The sequence below is a fragment of the Ruminococcus sp. N15.MGS-57 genome, assembly GCF_000980385.1.
In the GTDB taxonomy this organism is placed as follows: Bacteria; Bacillota; Clostridia; order Oscillospirales; family Ruminococcaceae; genus Hominimerdicola; species Hominimerdicola aceti.
The window spans coordinates 13,835-29,904 of sequence record NZ_LARF01000002.1; the positions used below are offsets into that span (position 1 = coordinate 13,835).

The 16,070-nt window shown below is 42.4% G+C and carries 18 protein-coding genes; all 18 read left to right on the top strand.

Features of this window, described 5'->3' with window-relative positions; all coding sequences use genetic code 11:
• The first annotated feature begins 6 nt into the window (after positions 1 to 6).
• The 18 genes from WS40_RS00480 to WS40_RS00565 all read left to right on the top strand — a co-directional run bounded on the left by WS40_RS00480 (position 7) and on the right by WS40_RS00565 (position 16,037).
• The gene (locus tag WS40_RS00480) at positions 7 to 1,146 is read left to right on the top strand and encodes a stage III sporulation protein AE (protein WP_046439261.1); all 1,140 of its coding nucleotides are present in this window, start codon (positions 7 to 9) and stop codon (positions 1,144 to 1,146) included.
• 1 nt (position 1,147) lies between these two features.
• A complete protein-coding gene (locus tag WS40_RS00485; RefSeq protein ID WP_046439263.1) occupies positions 1,148 to 1,618 on the top strand; it encodes a stage III sporulation protein AF in 471 nt (156 codons plus the stop codon).
• Positions 1,619 to 1,621: 3 nt separating this feature from the next.
• A complete protein-coding gene (locus tag WS40_RS00490; RefSeq protein WP_325208342.1) occupies positions 1,622 to 2,173 on the top strand; it encodes a stage III sporulation protein AG in 552 nt (183 codons plus the stop codon).
• A gap of 18 nt (positions 2,174 to 2,191) precedes the next feature.
• On the top strand, positions 2,192 to 2,734 hold the full coding sequence (locus tag WS40_RS00495) for a SpoIIIAH-like family protein (protein ID WP_038671921.1): 543 nt from the start codon (positions 2,192 to 2,194) through the stop codon (positions 2,732 to 2,734).
• A gap of 126 nt (positions 2,735 to 2,860) precedes the next feature.
• A complete protein-coding gene (locus WS40_RS00500; RefSeq protein ID WP_022286850.1) occupies positions 2,861 to 3,217 on the top strand; it encodes an Asp23/Gls24 family envelope stress response protein in 357 nt (118 codons plus the stop codon).
• Positions 3,218 to 3,252: 35 nt separating this feature from the next.
• The gene (gene nusB / locus WS40_RS00505) at positions 3,253 to 3,666 is read left to right on the top strand and encodes a transcription antitermination factor NusB (protein ID WP_278945920.1); all 414 of its coding nucleotides are present in this window, start codon (positions 3,253 to 3,255) and stop codon (positions 3,664 to 3,666) included.
• Entirely contained in the window at positions 3,663 to 4,604 is a 942-nt protein-coding gene (locus WS40_RS00510; RefSeq protein ID WP_046439267.1) for a peptidase M22, read from the top strand. The genes nusB and WS40_RS00510 overlap by 4 nt, the downstream gene beginning before the upstream one ends.
• Positions 4,601 to 5,794: an exodeoxyribonuclease VII large subunit gene (gene xseA, locus WS40_RS00515; protein WP_046439269.1), complete on the top strand. Its 1,194-nt coding sequence runs from the start codon at positions 4,601 to 4,603 to the stop codon at positions 5,792 to 5,794. Before WS40_RS00510 ends, xseA begins: the two co-directional genes overlap by 4 nt.
• A 13-nt stretch (positions 5,795 to 5,807) precedes the next feature.
• Positions 5,808 to 5,996 (top strand): exodeoxyribonuclease VII small subunit, encoded by a 189-nt coding sequence (gene xseB, locus WS40_RS00520; protein ID WP_117958207.1) that lies wholly within the window; start codon positions 5,808 to 5,810, stop codon positions 5,994 to 5,996.
• The gene (locus tag WS40_RS00525) at positions 5,989 to 6,882 is read left to right on the top strand and encodes a polyprenyl synthetase family protein (protein ID WP_195551706.1); all 894 of its coding nucleotides are present in this window, start codon (positions 5,989 to 5,991) and stop codon (positions 6,880 to 6,882) included. The genes xseB and WS40_RS00525 overlap by 8 nt, the downstream gene beginning before the upstream one ends.
• Positions 6,883 to 6,907: 25 nt before the next feature.
• Positions 6,908 to 8,764, top strand: coding sequence for a 1-deoxy-D-xylulose-5-phosphate synthase (gene dxs, locus WS40_RS00530; protein ID WP_046439273.1), 1,857 nt, complete (start codon positions 6,908 to 6,910; stop codon positions 8,762 to 8,764).
• A complete protein-coding gene (locus WS40_RS00535; protein WP_046439276.1) occupies positions 8,757 to 9,563 on the top strand; it encodes a TlyA family RNA methyltransferase in 807 nt (268 codons plus the stop codon). Before dxs ends, WS40_RS00535 begins: the two co-directional genes overlap by 8 nt.
• Positions 9,564 to 9,582: 19 nt before the next feature.
• Positions 9,583 to 10,458, top strand: coding sequence for an NAD(+)/NADH kinase (locus WS40_RS00540; protein WP_046439278.1), 876 nt, complete (start codon positions 9,583 to 9,585; stop codon positions 10,456 to 10,458).
• A complete protein-coding gene (argR, locus tag WS40_RS00545; protein WP_046439280.1) occupies positions 10,455 to 10,913 on the top strand; it encodes an arginine repressor in 459 nt (152 codons plus the stop codon). Before WS40_RS00540 ends, argR begins: the two co-directional genes overlap by 4 nt.
• A 21-nt stretch (positions 10,914 to 10,934) precedes the next feature.
• Positions 10,935 to 12,605 (top strand): DNA repair protein RecN, encoded by a 1,671-nt coding sequence (recN, locus tag WS40_RS00550; RefSeq protein ID WP_022286860.1) that lies wholly within the window; start codon positions 10,935 to 10,937, stop codon positions 12,603 to 12,605.
• A gap of 107 nt (positions 12,606 to 12,712) precedes the next feature.
• The gene (locus WS40_RS00555; RefSeq protein ID WP_046439282.1) at positions 12,713 to 13,384 is read left to right on the top strand and encodes a vitamin B12 dependent-methionine synthase activation domain-containing protein; all 672 of its coding nucleotides are present in this window, start codon (positions 12,713 to 12,715) and stop codon (positions 13,382 to 13,384) included.
• The gene (locus WS40_RS00560) at positions 13,374 to 15,740 is read left to right on the top strand and encodes a homocysteine S-methyltransferase family protein (RefSeq protein ID WP_046439284.1); all 2,367 of its coding nucleotides are present in this window, start codon (positions 13,374 to 13,376) and stop codon (positions 15,738 to 15,740) included. Before WS40_RS00555 ends, WS40_RS00560 begins: the two co-directional genes overlap by 11 nt.
• Positions 15,741 to 15,800: 60 nt before the next feature.
• The gene (locus WS40_RS00565; RefSeq protein ID WP_046439286.1) at positions 15,801 to 16,037 is read left to right on the top strand and encodes a hypothetical protein; all 237 of its coding nucleotides are present in this window, start codon (positions 15,801 to 15,803) and stop codon (positions 16,035 to 16,037) included.
• The last annotated feature ends 33 nt before the right edge of the window (positions 16,038 to 16,070 follow it).

Here is a 16,070-nt window from a genome sequence, read left to right on the forward strand (position 1 = left end):
TGACATATGAAAAAAATAATTGCCACTGTCATCATAGTACTTGCGGTCATGTTTACACCACAGGGAGTATATGCAGACAGTGAGGAACAGAACAATGAATATTATGACAGGCTCATAAGCGAAATAAACGAGGGACTTTCTTTTGAGGGTGATGAAGATGTAAAAACTGTACTTGAAGATAATAACATCACGTTGGAAGATCCGTCCTCTGCCGCAAATATAAGTGTCTCTGATGTGATAAAGCATATATTTGAAAGCTTTACCGCTGCTTTGCGAAGCCCTCTTATAATGCTCGGGAAAATAACAGCCGCCACTATGCTCTGCGTGTTGGTAAGGTCAATGTCAGCTGAGGGTACAGTGGACAAGGTATTCACGCTCATATGTGTTCTTACCACAGTGCTTGTTATAAGCGATACTGTCACCGACAGCCTTTATTCTGTAAAGACTTCCATGGAACAAATGAACAGATTCATGATGTCCTACATACCCATATTTTCAAGCGTGGCGACAGCAGGCGGTAGTGCGGCGGCAGGAGCAGGCTATTACGGCGTTATGCTGATAATATGTGAAAGCGCAGGTATATTGGCAGATACGATACTTGTGCCGTTTTTGTCGGCAGTGCTTGCAGTGACCCTTGTTTCTGCAATAAACCCATCTCTTGACCTTGGAAGCCTTGCAGAGTCGGTGAAAAAGCTGGTCATATGGGTGCTTAGCATTGTGATGACCCTTTTTACAGGGCTGTTATCTATTCAAAGCTTTGCAGGAGCGGCGGCTGATAATCTCTCCGCAAGAGCCGTTAAATTTGCGGCTTCAAGCTTTATACCTGTCATAGGCGGCTCGGTCTCTGAAGCTTATTCAGCGGTAAAGGGAAGTATAGGCGTAATAAGAACAAGCGTCGGCGTGATAGGCGTTATAATAATGTCTGTGATAGTTGTGAAACCTTTGCTTACGCTTCTTGCAGTAAAACTTGCAGTGTGGATAGGCGCTACCATAAACGATATTTTTGGCATAAGCAACAGTGGTGGACTTCTTAAAAGCATAAACTCGGTTTTATCAATTGGTGTGAGCATCCTTGCGGCTTATTCTATAATGTTCGTTATTTCCACATCAGTTGTAATAATGACAGCCATGAACACAGGAGCTTAAAATGAATACAGTTAAATCAGTGATATTTATTGCCTGCATTATAGGCGTGATAACTTCTATGACGGATATTGCCACACCTGAGGGAACTTTGAAAAAACAGCTTAGATCAGTGCTTGCTGTGATACTTTTACTTGCGGTCATAACACCTGTAATGGGACATGGCTTCAAAGTCACCCTAAGCGACTATACAGAGCTTGCAGATCTGCCTGAGTTTGACAGCGTTTCAACAGCGACGAAACTTTATTATTTGTCTGAATCCGAAAGCAGGCTTGAAGAATATTTTTTGGATAAGCTGAATAAGAATGGCATAGAAAACGTCAGAGTGGACATAACCACAGATATAAATGAATATAATGAAATAGAGATAACAGCGGTAAGGGTATATCTGACTAAAACAAGCGACAGAGGGCTTATTGAAAAGCTTATTGCAGAAGATCTGCCTGATACTCAAGTTATCGTGCAGGAGGAATAAACGTTGCTGAAAAGTAAAGTTGAGTGGAAAATAAAGGCTCTTAAAAAGCTTCCTATGAAAACGAAGATAGTGATAGCCGTAGGTCTTGCAGGGATATTACTTATATTTGTTTCTGAGATGTTTCCTGCTAAAAATACGGCAGAGAGCAAGAGCATTCCCACGGAAAGCGTTGCCACTGATGATACAGACAGCTACAAAAAGCAGATAGAAAAAGAGCTTAAAGATGTTCTTTCTCAAGTCAGGGGAGTTGGCGAGTGTGAGGTAATGGTGACAGTTGAGGGAACTACCGAATATGTTTATGCCGAAAATCTTACCAAAAGCACAGACAATAATGGTGACAGAACAAGCGACAGGTATGAAAACGAGATAGTAATAACTGATAATGACGGCAAAAAGGAGGCATTGGTCAGAAAAATAATAAAACCGCAGATATGCGGCGTTGTCATTGTTTGCGAAGGAGGTGGAGATATAAAAGTAAACGAACGTGTGCTTAAATCGGTTTCGACAGTACTAGGTATATCAAGCAGCAAGATCTGCGTTGAGGGCAGAAAATAACAGAAAGAGGTAATAAAGATGAAAAAACCGACCATGATAATAGGCAAAAAGCAGATAATCCTTGCAGGAATGACGCTGATACTCGGTCTTGCAGTATACATAAATTATGCAGTATCGACCTCAGACGGCAAGATAAAGGCGACGGACGTTGTGAAAAGTCAAAGCGTGAATTACGGCGACGCACAGCTCGTAAGCACTGACAGTACTTCAGATTATTTTGCACAGGCAAGAATAGACAGAATGAATTCAAGGGACGAGGCGGTAGAAACATTAAAGAATATAATGAACGGCGGCGATTCCACAGAGGAAGAAAAGAAAGTCGCTGAAGAAGAAGCTTCAGCCATGACAGGGCTCATGGAGTCGGAGAGCAAGGTAGAAACACTCGTGAAAGCAGCAGGCTTTGAGGACTGTGTTGTTTATCTTGACGGTGACAACGCAAATATCGTTGTAAAGACCGACAGCGACGGGCTTGTTGCAAGCGAAGCGGCACAGATAAAAGATATCCTCCTTAGCGAAGTTTCAGTTGCAAATGAAAACATCAGAATTTATGATGTAGAATAAAATTTGTCAGCAAATAAAAAAAGTCCTTCAAAATACTTGTAACCTATTGATTTTTATGATATAATGGTTGCAAGTATAGATTGAAGGATTTCTTTTTTATATCTAAAAAGGGAGGCTTGGATAAATATGAATGATGTTTCAAAGAAAGTAGAAAAAAGCCTGCACATAAGTCAGGACGTAATAGCACAGATCGTTACAAACTCTGTTAATGAGATAGAGGGCGTTTATGGTATCGCTCCTGTTATGAAGACTCCACGTCAGCTCTGGTTTAGACAGGAAAATTTCGGCAATATCAGGATAGGCCTTGTTGACGATGTGCTGTCAGTGTCTATAGGTATAATACTTTGCCGTGGAGCTAAGGCGGTTTCCGTTGCCGAGGAGATACAGGATAAAGTAAAAAGTGCAGTTCAGAATATGCTTGGACTTACAGTTGCAAAGGTAAATGTGACCATATGCGGAGTTGACCTTTCGGAAAAGGAATAGGATTCAGACAAATATAAGATGAAGGAAGTGTTTTTGTGCCAATTAAAAGGCGTGAAATAAGAGAATCAGCATTTTTGCTGATATTTGAGAAAATTTTTAGACAGGACGAGGAGCTTGACGATATTTTCATGTCTGCCATGGAAGTGAATGAGATCATCGTAAATGATGAAGTTAAAAAGCTCGTGGAAAATGTTTGCGAAAAGCAGGACGAGATCGACAGCATAATCAGCAAGTTCAGCAACAAGAGAACTGTTGAAAGAATACCTAAGATAAATCTTGCAATACTCAGACTTGCTATTTACGAGGCAATATATGAGGAGAACGTTCCTGTGAACGTTGCCATAAGCGAGGCTGTGGCTCTTGCAGGAAAATATGCCCTCGAGCCTGACGTTTCATTTGTAAACGGTGTGCTTGGCTCATTTGCAAAGGAACAAGAGGAAAAGCAGTGAGTTTTGTACTCGGAATAGACACAAGCAATTATACCACTTCATGTGCACTGCTTGATACTGCGGATATGAGCGTCAGGTCATGCAAAAAACTTCTTCCTGTCAAGCAGGGAGAGCGAGGACTAAGACAATCCGACGCTGTGTTTCACCATACTAAACAGCTTCCAGAACTTATGAAACAGCTTTTTGATAAAAGGTATGACTTAAGTGCAGTTGGGTATTCTTATGCACCAAGGTGTGCAGAGGGGTCGTATATGCCTTGCTTTCTTGTCGGAGAAAATGTTGCACAAGCTGTGTCACTTGCCTGTGGAGCTGACCTTGAAAAGACTTCGCATCAGGTGGGACATATACTTGCGGCACTTTATTCCTGCGGAAAGCTTGATATGCTCAGTTCTGATAAGCCTTTTGCGGCTTTTCACGTCAGCGGTGGCACTACAGATCTTCTTTTGTGCGAGCCCGACAAGGCTAAGCTGATAAATATAACTCAGATCGGCGGAAGCCGTGACCTTAAAGGCGGACAAGCCATAGACAGAACAGGCGTAAGGCTTGGGCTGTCTTTTCCATGTGGTAAAGAGCTTGAAAGGCTTGCGTCTGGAAGCGAACATAAAATAAAGCCAAAAGCATCAGTTGACGGGCTTTATTGTTCACTTTCTGGAATAGAAAATCAGTGCATGAAGCTTATAGACGAGAGCTGTTCGGTGGCTGATGTTGCGGCATACTGTATTGATTGTGTGTGCCTTGCGGTGGAGAAAATGACAGTTAATCTTCGCCATGAGTATAAGGATATACCTATTATATATGCAGGCGGTGTGATGTCTAATCGCTTTATAAAAAGCAATCTTGAAAAGTACGGCAGTTTTGCTGAGCCTGAGTTTTCAAGTGATAACGCAGTGGGCGTTGCGGTCTATGCTGCGATCAGGAAAGGGAAGATCAAAATATGAGTTCAGTTATCACTGTTTCTCAGCTAAACAGATATCTTGCTTCAAAACTGCGGTCTGACCTTAAGCTGAAAGGTATTGCCGTCAAGGGCGAGATATCCAATTTTAATATACATTACAAATCAGGTCATGCCTATTTTACAGTAAAGGACAGCAGTTCTGCACTTAAAGCTGTTATGTTTTCAAGCAGTGTTTCAAGGCTTAAATTCGTGCCTGAGGACGGCATGAGCGTGCTTGTTATGGGCAATATAGAGGTCTATGAGCGTGACGGCGTTTATCAGATAATAGCTACGGAGATAGCACCTCTTGGAGTGGGCATTATGCACGTTCAGCTCGAACAGACCAAGAAAAAGCTTGAAAAAATGGGCGTATTTGATGTGAACCAAAAAAAGAAAATACCCCTTGTTCCAAAGAAGATAGCTGTTGTTACGTCGCTTACTGCGGCGGCTTTGCAGGATATAATCCATATAGCTGAAAGGCGTTATCCTGTGTGCAATATTGAAGTTTATCCTGCGCAGGTGCAGGGTACGGCGGCAGTACAAACTATATGCAAAGCACTTTCAGCGGCTGATAAAAGCGGTGCGGATACCATAATTTTAGCTCGTGGCGGTGGCTCTAGCGAGGATCTTATGGTGTTCAATGACGAGGCTGTGGCACTGGCTGTTTACGCCTGCAATACACCTGTGATATCGGCTGTAGGTCACGAAACTGACACCACCCTTGCAGACTATGCCGCGGATATGCGTGCACCAACTCCGTCAGCGGCGGCTGAGATTGCTACTCCTGACAAGGCGGATATACTTAATGCTGTGAGGCTTTTAAGGCAAAAGCTTGACAAGGCTATGGAGCTTAAACTTGATAAGGCTGTGTCACAGATAGAAAGCTGTGATAAGCTTTTGAAATTATATTCTCCTGAAAAGAGATTAGAGCAGAGCGAAAAAGCAGTGTGCGACCTTGAAAAAAGGCTGTCACAGATCATGGAACGCAGGCTTGAAAAGCTGTCAGTTAAGCTTAACGGCTATGTTTCTTCTCTGAATATGCTTAGTCCGTTCAATATTCTGGGCAGGGGATATGCTATCGTTCAGAAAGACGAAAGCGTTGTCGACAGTGTATCAATGCTGAACGTTGGCGACGAGGTAGACATAAAGCTGTCAGACGGCAGTGTATCTGCTAAAATAACATTTGTCAAATGAAAGGCTGTTTAAAATGACTTTTGAAGAAAATCTTACAAGACTTAATGATATAGTTGGTCAGCTTGAAAATGACAAGCTTCCTCTTGAGAAAGCTTTGGCACTTTATAAAGAGGGGATAGATCTGTCGGTCGACTGCAAAAAAAGCCTTGAAAGTGCAAAGCTTTCCGTAAAGGCTATGAACGGAGATAATAGCGATGAATGATATGAACAAAGCCACACTTGATTATTATGTGGAGCTTATAGATAATAAACTGCTGGAGCTTACCCACTCAAAGCCTGAGCTTCAGGGTCAGGTAGTTGAGGCTATGGAGTATTCCTTGCAGGCAGGGGGCAAAAGGCTCAGACCTGTGCTTATGCTTGAATTTTGCCGTATGTGCGGCGAGCGTCAGCCTGAAAAGTATGCAGAGATAGCTTGTTCTATTGAACTTATACACACTTTTTCTCTTATACACGACGATCTGCCTTGTATGGACGATGATGATTACAGACGTGGAAAGCCCTCATGTCATAAAGCCTTTCCTGAAAATATCGCACTACTTGCAGGCGACGCACTGAACACTCTTGCTTTTGAGGTCATAGCCAACAGTGCCATGAACGGCGTTATATCTGCCGACAAGGCCGTTATGCTTATCTCTGTTCTGGCAAGAGCAGTAGGCACTGACGGCATGATAGGCGGTCAGGTGATAGACCTTAAATATGAAAATAAAGAAATAGATGTTGATACACTGAATATTTTGCAGACCTGCAAAACAGGCGCACTTATCGAGGCTGCCTGCGTAATGGGCGTTATTCTCGGCGATAAGCTTGAGGCTATCCCCTTTGCGGCAGACTATGCTCAGGCAATGGGCAGAGCATTTCAGATAGTTGACGATATCCTTGACGTAACAGGCACTTTTGAGGAGCTTGGCAAGCCTATCGGCAGTGACAACGAACAGCATAAAAACACATATGTATCCCTCCTTGGACTTGACAAATCAGAACAGATAGCAAAACAACTGACAGTTCAAGCACTGGGTCATCTTAAATATTTTGAGGACAGCGTTTTCCTCACAGAGCTTACATCTGATATGCTTACAAGAAGAAGTTGATAAAAAGATTGGAGATCTAGATATAATGTCGGAAATAAAAAAGCCTGATATTTATAAAATGAATTTGCCTGCCGACCTGAAAAAGCTTTCCACTGCACAGTGTGAGGAGCTTTGCGGTGATATAAGGAAAATTCTTATAGATACGGTTTCAAAAAACGGCGGTCATCTTGCGTCAAATCTTGGTACTGTGGAGCTTACAATGGCTATCCACAGAGTTTTTGAATCACCTAAAGATAAAATCGTCTGGGACGTTGGTCATCAGGCATATACACATAAAATACTTACGGGTAGACTCAAAGAGTTTAAAACTCTCAGACAGGAAAACGGTATTTCGGGTTTTTGCAGACCTGACGAGTCAGTGCATGATGCTTTTATAAGTGGTCACAGCTCTACGTCTGTTTCTGCGGCGCTTGGGATCGCCACAGCAATGAAGCTGAGCGGAGATAAAATTCACCATGCTATAGCTGTAGTCGGTGACGGTGCTTCAACAGGCGGCGAGCTTTACGAGGGACTTAACAATGCAGGCAAAAGTGATACAAATATCATCGTTATTCTCAACTACAATGAAATGTCTATCTCAAAAAATGTTGGCGGAATGGCAAAATATCTTTCCTCCATGCGTACAAAAGAGAGCTATCAGCGCACAAAGGGCAGAGTAGAGAGAATGCTTGATAAGACGCCTGTTATAGGTAAACCTGTGAAAAATGCCGTTCGTAACTCCAAAAATGCGGTCAAGAACATGATACTTCACAGCACCATGTTTGAAGATCTTGGCTTTCACTATATTGGACCTATCGACGGACACAATCTTGAAGAACTTGAACAGGGACTTATGGCTGCAAAGGCAGTAAACAAGCCTGTTTTTGTTCATGTGAATACTATAAAAGGCAAGGGATATGCTCCTGCAGAAGCTAACCCAGGAGAGTTTCACGGGGTCGGCTCCTTTGAGATAAAAACGGGCAATCCCGACGTTGTACTTTCTGACAGCTTTTCTTCTATAATGGGAAAAGAGCTTTGTGAAATGGGAGAAAAGAATAAGCGCCTTTGTGCAGTCACTGCGGCAATGAAATACGGCACGGGGCTTCAGTATTTTGCGAAGCGTTTTCCTGAACGCTTCTTTGATGTAGGCATTGCCGAAGAACACGCAGTTACTTTCTGTGCTGGGCTTGCTTCTATGAACTATGTACCTGTTTTTGCGGTGTACTCATCGTTTTTGCAAAGGTCATACGATCAACTTATTCATGATATGGCAATAGGAGGCTGTCATGCAGTTATATGTGTTGACCGCGCAGGTATAGTCGGTGATGATGGTGAAACACATCAGGGAATTTTTGATGTTTCTTTTCTTACCTCTGTGCCAAATATGAGGATATACTCCCCGTCTAATTATGACGAACTCAGGCTGTGCCTGCATAAGGCTGTTGAGGACGACAGTGGCATTTGTGCTGTGAGATATCCAAGGGGCAGGGATCAATCGCTGTATGATACATCTGATCCTGTTTCAACTTACGTTTATCGTCATATAGAGGGCGCAAAGGTTCTGCTTGTTACATATGGCAGGCTTGCAAATGATCTTTTTACAGCTATAGAAATACTCAGAAATCGTGATATAAAGTGCGATGTTATTAAGCTCGTGAATATTTTCCCTATAGACAATGAGGTGGTTGATATAATGTCAGCCTACGATGCAGTGCTGTTCTTTGAGGAAGCTTATTACTGTGGAAGTATTTCAGAGAAGTATGCTTCTATCTGCCCAAATGTGGCACAGTTTGCTATTGACGGTTTCGTGAAGCACGGAAAATGTGATGTGCTACTTGACGAGCTTGGTTTTTCAGCAGAGAAAATGGCTGATACAGTTGAGGGCTTTTTAAAAGATGAGTGAAAGACTTGATGTGTATATAGTTACGAACTGCGGCGTAAAAAGCCGAGAACGTGCCAAGCAGCTTATAAAAAATGGATTTGTGTCGGTAAACGGCAAGGTCTGCGTCAAGCCTTCTATATTGGTTGATGAGAACGACGGGGTGAAATGTAGGCCTGACGATATGAAGTTTGTCGGCAGGGGCGGACTTAAGCTTGAACACGCCTGCGATGTTTTCGGGCTTGACTTGACAGGTAAAGTTTGTGCAGATATCGGTGCTTCAACCGGGGGATTTACTCAGTGTATGCTTGAACATGGCGCAGAATTTGTCTATGCGGTGGACGTGGGTCACGGACAGCTTGATGAAAGTTTGTGCAATGACAGCAGGGTGAAAAACTGTGAGGGCGTGAATGCACGATATCTGACAGCGAATTTTTTTGACAGACCTGTGCAGTTCATAAGTGGTGACCTTTCGTTTATTTCTCTAAAACTTGTTATAAAATCCCTTTGCGATTGTCTTTGCGATGGCGGCGAAATGGTTCTTCTTATAAAACCTCAGTTTGAGGCTGGCAAGCAGGCTCTCAATAAAAAGGGTATCGTCAAAGATCGTAAAGACCATGTGAGAGTGATAACCGAGCTTCTTGGCTGTTTTCGAGCAGAGGGGCTTGCGGCTGAAAAGATAACAATTTCACCTGTTAAGGGCGGCGACGGCAATCTTGAATATCTTATTCTACTTAAAAAAGCTGACATGACGGCTGACAAGCTTGGTCAGCTCAATATAAAAGAATTTGTGAACGAAGCTTTTGATAGCTTCAAAGACTAAACGCAAGAGTGGTAATATTATGAAAATCTATCTTTATCCAAATCTTGATAAAACTCATTGCTTTGAGTATACGACCGCAACATATGAAAGGCTGCGCAAAAATGGTGCAAAACTTTTTATGGATAGATGCTATAAGCACGTTTTCGGAAAGCTCGATATCACTTTCTGTAGCGAAGACGAGTGTGTAAAGCAGTGTGATATGATTATTGCGATCGGCGGTGACGGAACGATACTCAAATGCTCTCTTAAGGGCTGTGAGTTTGAGAAGCCTATACTTGGCATAAACTGTGGCAGACTCGGTTTTATGGCCTCTCTTGAACATTCACAGCTTGAATTGCTGGACAAGCTTTTTTCTGGAGAATATACCCTCAGCCGCCGAATGATGTTAAACGTAAATGTCGAATGTGGCAGTGAAAATAAGTCATATACTGCGCTTAATGACGTTGCAGTAACAAAAGCTGACGATTGTAAGATAGCCGATTTTGAGGTGTCAAAAAACGGCAGACTTATTTCTTCACTTCGTGCAGACGGCGTTATACTTTCTACAGCCACAGGCTCAACAGCCTATTCAATGTCAGCAGGTGGACCTATAATCGAACCTGAAATGAAGTGTATAGAGTTCACACAGATATGTGCTCACTCGCTTTTTGCAAGATCTATGATACTTTCAGAGGACAGCGTTATGAAAGTCAAGTGTCACACTAACAGTGGCTCTCACGCAATCGTCAGCATTGACGGTAATAATGTTTTCAGACTTTCGGCAGAGGACACTGTGATAGTATCAAAGTCAAAGTATTTTGTTGAAATCATAGATATAAGCGGCGGCAGCTTTTTCTCATCAATAAACAAAAAGCTTATGCAGCCGTTGAAGGAATCAGCGGAGGACGGCATATGAAAAATCAGCGTCAGAATTTGATAATGCAGATTGTCAAAGACGAAAATATCGGCACTCAGGAGGAACTTCGTGAAGCGCTTAAAAGGCATGGTCTGAAAGTCACTCAGGCAACAGTTTCAAGGGATATAAAAGAGCTTTCACTTGTAAAGACCATTGGTTCAGACGGCAATTATAAATACAGCCTGCCTGCACTCAAAAAAGATATTGCAGAGCAAAACAACGGCATTTTCGGCATAATTTCAGACGCAGTTGTGTCGGTGGATCATGCACTTAACACTGTAGTTGTGAAATGTCATACGGGCATGGCACAGGCGGTGTGTGCAAAGCTTGACAAGTTAGGGCTTGACAATATTGTTGGTACGCTTGCAGGTGACGACACGATATTCATACTTATGCGGACAGAAAAAGATGCGTCCCATATGGCAGAGGAACTGAGATCCTTTATTATTTCTTAAACAGCAGAGGAATGATCTAAAATGTTAAGTGAACTTTATATTGAAAATCTTGCCGTGATAGAAAAGGCAACTATAGATTTTTCTGATAAGCTTAATGTTTTCACAGGCGAAACGGGAGCAGGTAAGTCCATACTTATAAATGGAATAAATGCTATCCTCGGTCAGCGTGTCACTAAGGATATTGTGAGAACAGGCACGGACAAGGCTGTTATTTCAGCGTTGTTTACTGACATTGGGGACAATGTTTTGCAGGTACTAGACGAGCTTGGTATAAGCGCAGAAGACGGACAGCTTTTTCTTACCCGTGAGATACGTTCAGATGGTGGAAGCGTTGCAAGAGTCAACTCGAGAGCGGTGAACGTTTCCGTACTTAAAGCTATCGGAGAAACGCTTGTAACTATCCATGGACAGCACGACAATCAGATACTCATGGCTCCTGAACGTCATATAGAGATACTTGACAGCTATGCCGAATCGGAAGCTCTTATAGAAGATTATCACAGCTCTTTCAGAGAGCTTCAAAGCATTGCAAAGAAGATAAACAAGATAAAAACTGAGCAAAGCAAAAAAGAGTTTCGCATGGCTGAGCTTGCTGATATTGTCGAGGAGATAAATGCGCTAAACATTCATGAAGGCGAGGATAAAGAGATAGAAGCAGAGCTTAACATCTCTAAAAATGCTGTTGCAATCTCTGAGGCTCTTTATATGGCAAAACAACTTCTTTCGGGCGATGATGACACAGATGGTGCAGTGGAGATGACGCAGAGAGCTTCAAAATCGGTTGAGGGATATACTGATATAATGACTGAGATATCGCCTATATATGACAGACTCAGTTCTGCGGCTATTGAAATGGAGGATATTTCCGAGGAGATAGGCTCGCTTCTTGACAGCCTCGATATCGACCCGAAACGTTATGATTACCTTAATCAGCGTTCTGATGAACTCAGGCGTATCATGAAGAAATATGGACCTGAACTTGATGATGTACTGACTACTCTTGAAAATTCACAGAATGAGCTTGATGAACTGAGCGGAGCAGAGCAGAGCTTAGACGAGCTTAATAAAGAAAAGGAAAGACTTCTTGCGGAAGTATCAAAGAAAGCCAAAGCACTTTCAGACCATAGAAAAAAAGCAGGAGAGCGGTTTGTTTCTCAGGTAACAGAGGAGCTTGAATTTCTCAATATGCCAAAGGTCAAGCTGGTGGTTCAACAGAAAACAGGCAAGCTCACCATAAATGGTATGGATAGCATAGAGTTTCTTATTTCTGCAAACCTAGGCGAAGAGCCAAAGCCTATAGCGAAGATTGCTTCAGGCGGTGAGCTTTCAAGAATAATGCTTGCACTGAAAAACGTAATTGCAGAAAAGGACAGTATCGGCACGCTGATATTTGACGAGATAGACACAGGAGTAAGCGGCAGAGCGGCTCAGAAGATAGGTATAAAGCTGAAACAGATATCTCGCCTTAGGCAAGTTCTTTGCGTGACCCACCTTGCTCAAATGGCTGTTATGGCGGATAATCATTTGCTTATTGAGAAAAATATACAGGGCGACAGGACAGTTACAACTGTTAGAACTCTCGACCATGAACAGAGAAAGTATGAGATAGCAAGGATAATGGGCGGTGAAAATATCACAGAGCTTATGCTTGAAAATGCTGAACAGTATCTTAAAGACGCTGACAATATGTAACACAAAGTCCCTGATGATTGCGGGGACTTTTTTGTGAACGTACATTTATTATTTATTGTTGTAAAATTCATAGTAATGTGGTATAATAACAATCGGTAGGTGATTATTTGAAACTTGAACATATAAACGTCAAAGAAGCCGTGAGATATATGGGAATGGGCAATAACAAGCCAGACGAACGCACGGCTTTGTTGATAGATGAATGTGAAAAAGAGCTTTTGAAGGTCATTGAGCCTAAATTTGTGTACAGAGTGTTTGATGTCGCTCATAAAGAGAACGGTGTTGAGGTCATCGGTACTCCGTTGTTTCTTGGCGGCAATGATATATGCAGACACCTTGAGGGGTGCAGTAAATGCGTGCTTTTTGCAGCGACTATTTCTTCGGGCGTTGATAGAAAGCTTCGTGCTTATGAAGCAGAGGATATGGCTAAAGCTATGATAGCGGATTGCCTTGCAAGTGCGGCTGTGGAGCAGGTATGCGATATAGTTGACAACACTGTGAAAGAAAAGCTCAGCGGATATAATCAGACATGGAGGTTTTCTCCTGGTTATGGCGATCTGCCTATCAGCGTGCAGAGAGTTTTTCTTGACGTACTCAATGCGCAGAAATTTATCGGACTTAATGCAACTGAAAATAATATACTGACGCCGAGAAAGTCTGTCACGGCGATAATCGGATTGTCAGAAAATGAAATATCAAAGGGCAGACGTGGTTGTGCCTGCTGTAATATGAGGGAAGTCTGTCAATTCAGAAAAAGAGGAGATCATTGTGGATTTTAGAACATTACTTAAAACAAAAGAATTTGTCATACTTGACGGAGCAATGGGTACGATGCTTCAGGCAAAAGGACTTGAAATGGGTGGCACTCCTGAAGCCCTTAACATAGACAAGCCTGATTGGCTGGTGGACATACACCGCCAGTATATAAACGCAGGCTCAGACATTGTTTACGCCAATACTTTCGGTGCAAACAGACACAAGCTTGAAAAGTGCGGATATACTGTCCAGCAGGCTATTCCTGCGGCTATAAAAAATGCAAGAAAAGCCTGTGAGGGTACTGATACCCTTGTTGCTCTTGATATCGGACCTATCGGACAGCTTCTAGAGCCAACAGGAACGCTCACTTTTGAAGAAGCTTACGATATTTATAAGGAGCAGATACTTGCAGGAGCTGACGCAGACCTTATCGTTTTTGAAACAATGACAGATCTCTATGAACTTAAAGCGGCTGTTCTTGCGGCAAAGGAAAACAGCGATCTTCCTATAGTCTGCACAATGACTTTTGAGGAAAATATGCGTACATTTACGGGCGTTGCCATAAGCTCCATGGCTTTGACGTTGGAGGGTCTGGGCGTTGACGCAATCGGTGTGAACTGCTCATTAGGGCCAAAGGAGCTTTATCCTGTTGTGAAGGAGCTTTGCAAGTGGACAAATCTCCCTGTTGTAGTAAAGCCTAATGCAGGACTTCCTGACCCTGTTACAAATGAATATAACTGTTCACCTGAAGATTTTGCGGAGTTTGCAGAAAAGCTTATCCCATTGGGAGTTAAGGTGCTTGGAGGTTGTTGCGGAACTAATCCTGAGTATATCAAAAAGCTGGCTGAAATGCTCAAAGGCAAGAAGCACGTCAGCGTGCATAATGATATCCCTGCCGCTTGCTGTTCACCGACACATACTGTAGTTATAGACCAGCCAAGAATAATCGGTGAGCGTATCAATCCTACTGGCAAGAAGCGTTTTAAAGAAGCACTGCTTGCAAACGATATTGACTATATCCTTGGTCAGGCTATTGAGCAGATACACGCAGGTGCGGATATTCTTGATGTAAATGTTGGTCTGCCGGGAATCGACGAAAAGAGTATGATGGTCAAGGCTGTAAAGTCTTTGCAGGGCGTTGTCGATGTGCCTTTGCAGGTGGATTCAACTATACCTGAGGTGCTTGAAGCGGCTCTGAGGGCTTATAATGGCAAGCCTATCGTCAATTCTGTAAACGCTGAGGACAGCTCCATTGAAAATGTTCTTCCTCTTGTAAAGAAATATGGTGCGGCTGTGGTAGGTCTTACTCTCGATGAAAACGGCATACCAAAGAGTGCTGACAAGAGATTTGAGCTTGCTAAAAAGATACTTGACAAGGCGCTTGAATACGGCATTAGAAAAGAAGATGTGTATATAGATTGTCTTACTCTTACCGCTTCTGCGGAGCAGGAAAATGTTATGCAGACAGTAAATGCAGTGGAACGAGTAAAGAACGAGCTTGGACTTAAAACAGTTCTCGGTGTATCGAATATCAGCTTTGGTCTGCCTAGCAGAGAGATAGTTAATCACAACTTTCTTATGATGGCGCTCACAAAGGGTCTTGACCTGCCGATAATGAATCCTAATATTGATTCCATGACGGCAACTGTTCGTGCCTACAAGCTTCTGACAAACATTGATAAAAACTCTGTTGACTTTATTTCTCACTACGGTGGCGAGAAAAAAACTGCTCCTGCCGCAACAGGCGCAAAAGCTGAGATAGACTTGCCGTATGCTATCGAAAACGGTCTGAAGAAAGAAGCAGCTGACCTTACTGCAAAGCTTTTGCAGGAAACAGAAGCCATGAACATTGTCAATGATATGCTTATCCCGGCACTTGATAAGGCTGGTGCAGAATTTGAAAAGGGCAAGCTTTTCCTGCCACAGCTTATCCAGACAGCAGGCACTGCACAGGCTTGCTTTGAGGTAATAAAAAATTACATTCTGTCAACGGGTGAAAAAAGCGTTTCTAAGGGCAAGATAATCCTTGCAACAGTAAAGGGTGATATCCACGATATCGGCAAGAACATTGTAAAGGTACTTCTTGAAAACTATGGTTATGACGTTATTGACCTTGGCAAGGACGTTGACTATCAGACAGTAGTTGATTGTGCAATAGAAAATGACGTACATCTTATCGGTCTTTCTGCGCTTATGACAACAACTCTTGTGAGCATGGAAAATACAGTTAAGCTTCTTCGTGAAAACAATGTTGACTGCAAGATAATAGTAGGCGGTGCGGTGGTAACGGCTGACTATGCAGAGCAGATAGGCGCTGACTATTATGCAAAAGACGCAAAAGAGTCGGTAGATATCGCAAGAAAATTTTTCGGAAACTGAATAAAATAATTATGACCTCCCATAATCTGAACAACAGATATTTATGGGAGGCCATTTTTAATGAAAAAGTTTGTTACAGCTATCATCATTTCATTTGTCGTTACGGTAAGTTCTGCAGGCATCAAAGCCGCTGCTTTTTCCTCATCAAATCTTGGGGCAGCATTCGTTTTGAGCAATGTTATGTCAGATGAAAAAAACGATAAAAATGGCAGTGGTATAACTGTTATAGACGGCAATAGGGAAGATATAAAGTTTACTTTTAAAATAGCTGAGATAATTAAAAGCCTTTTTAACTAAGTGTACATTTATTTGTACTCATATCAAAAGTAC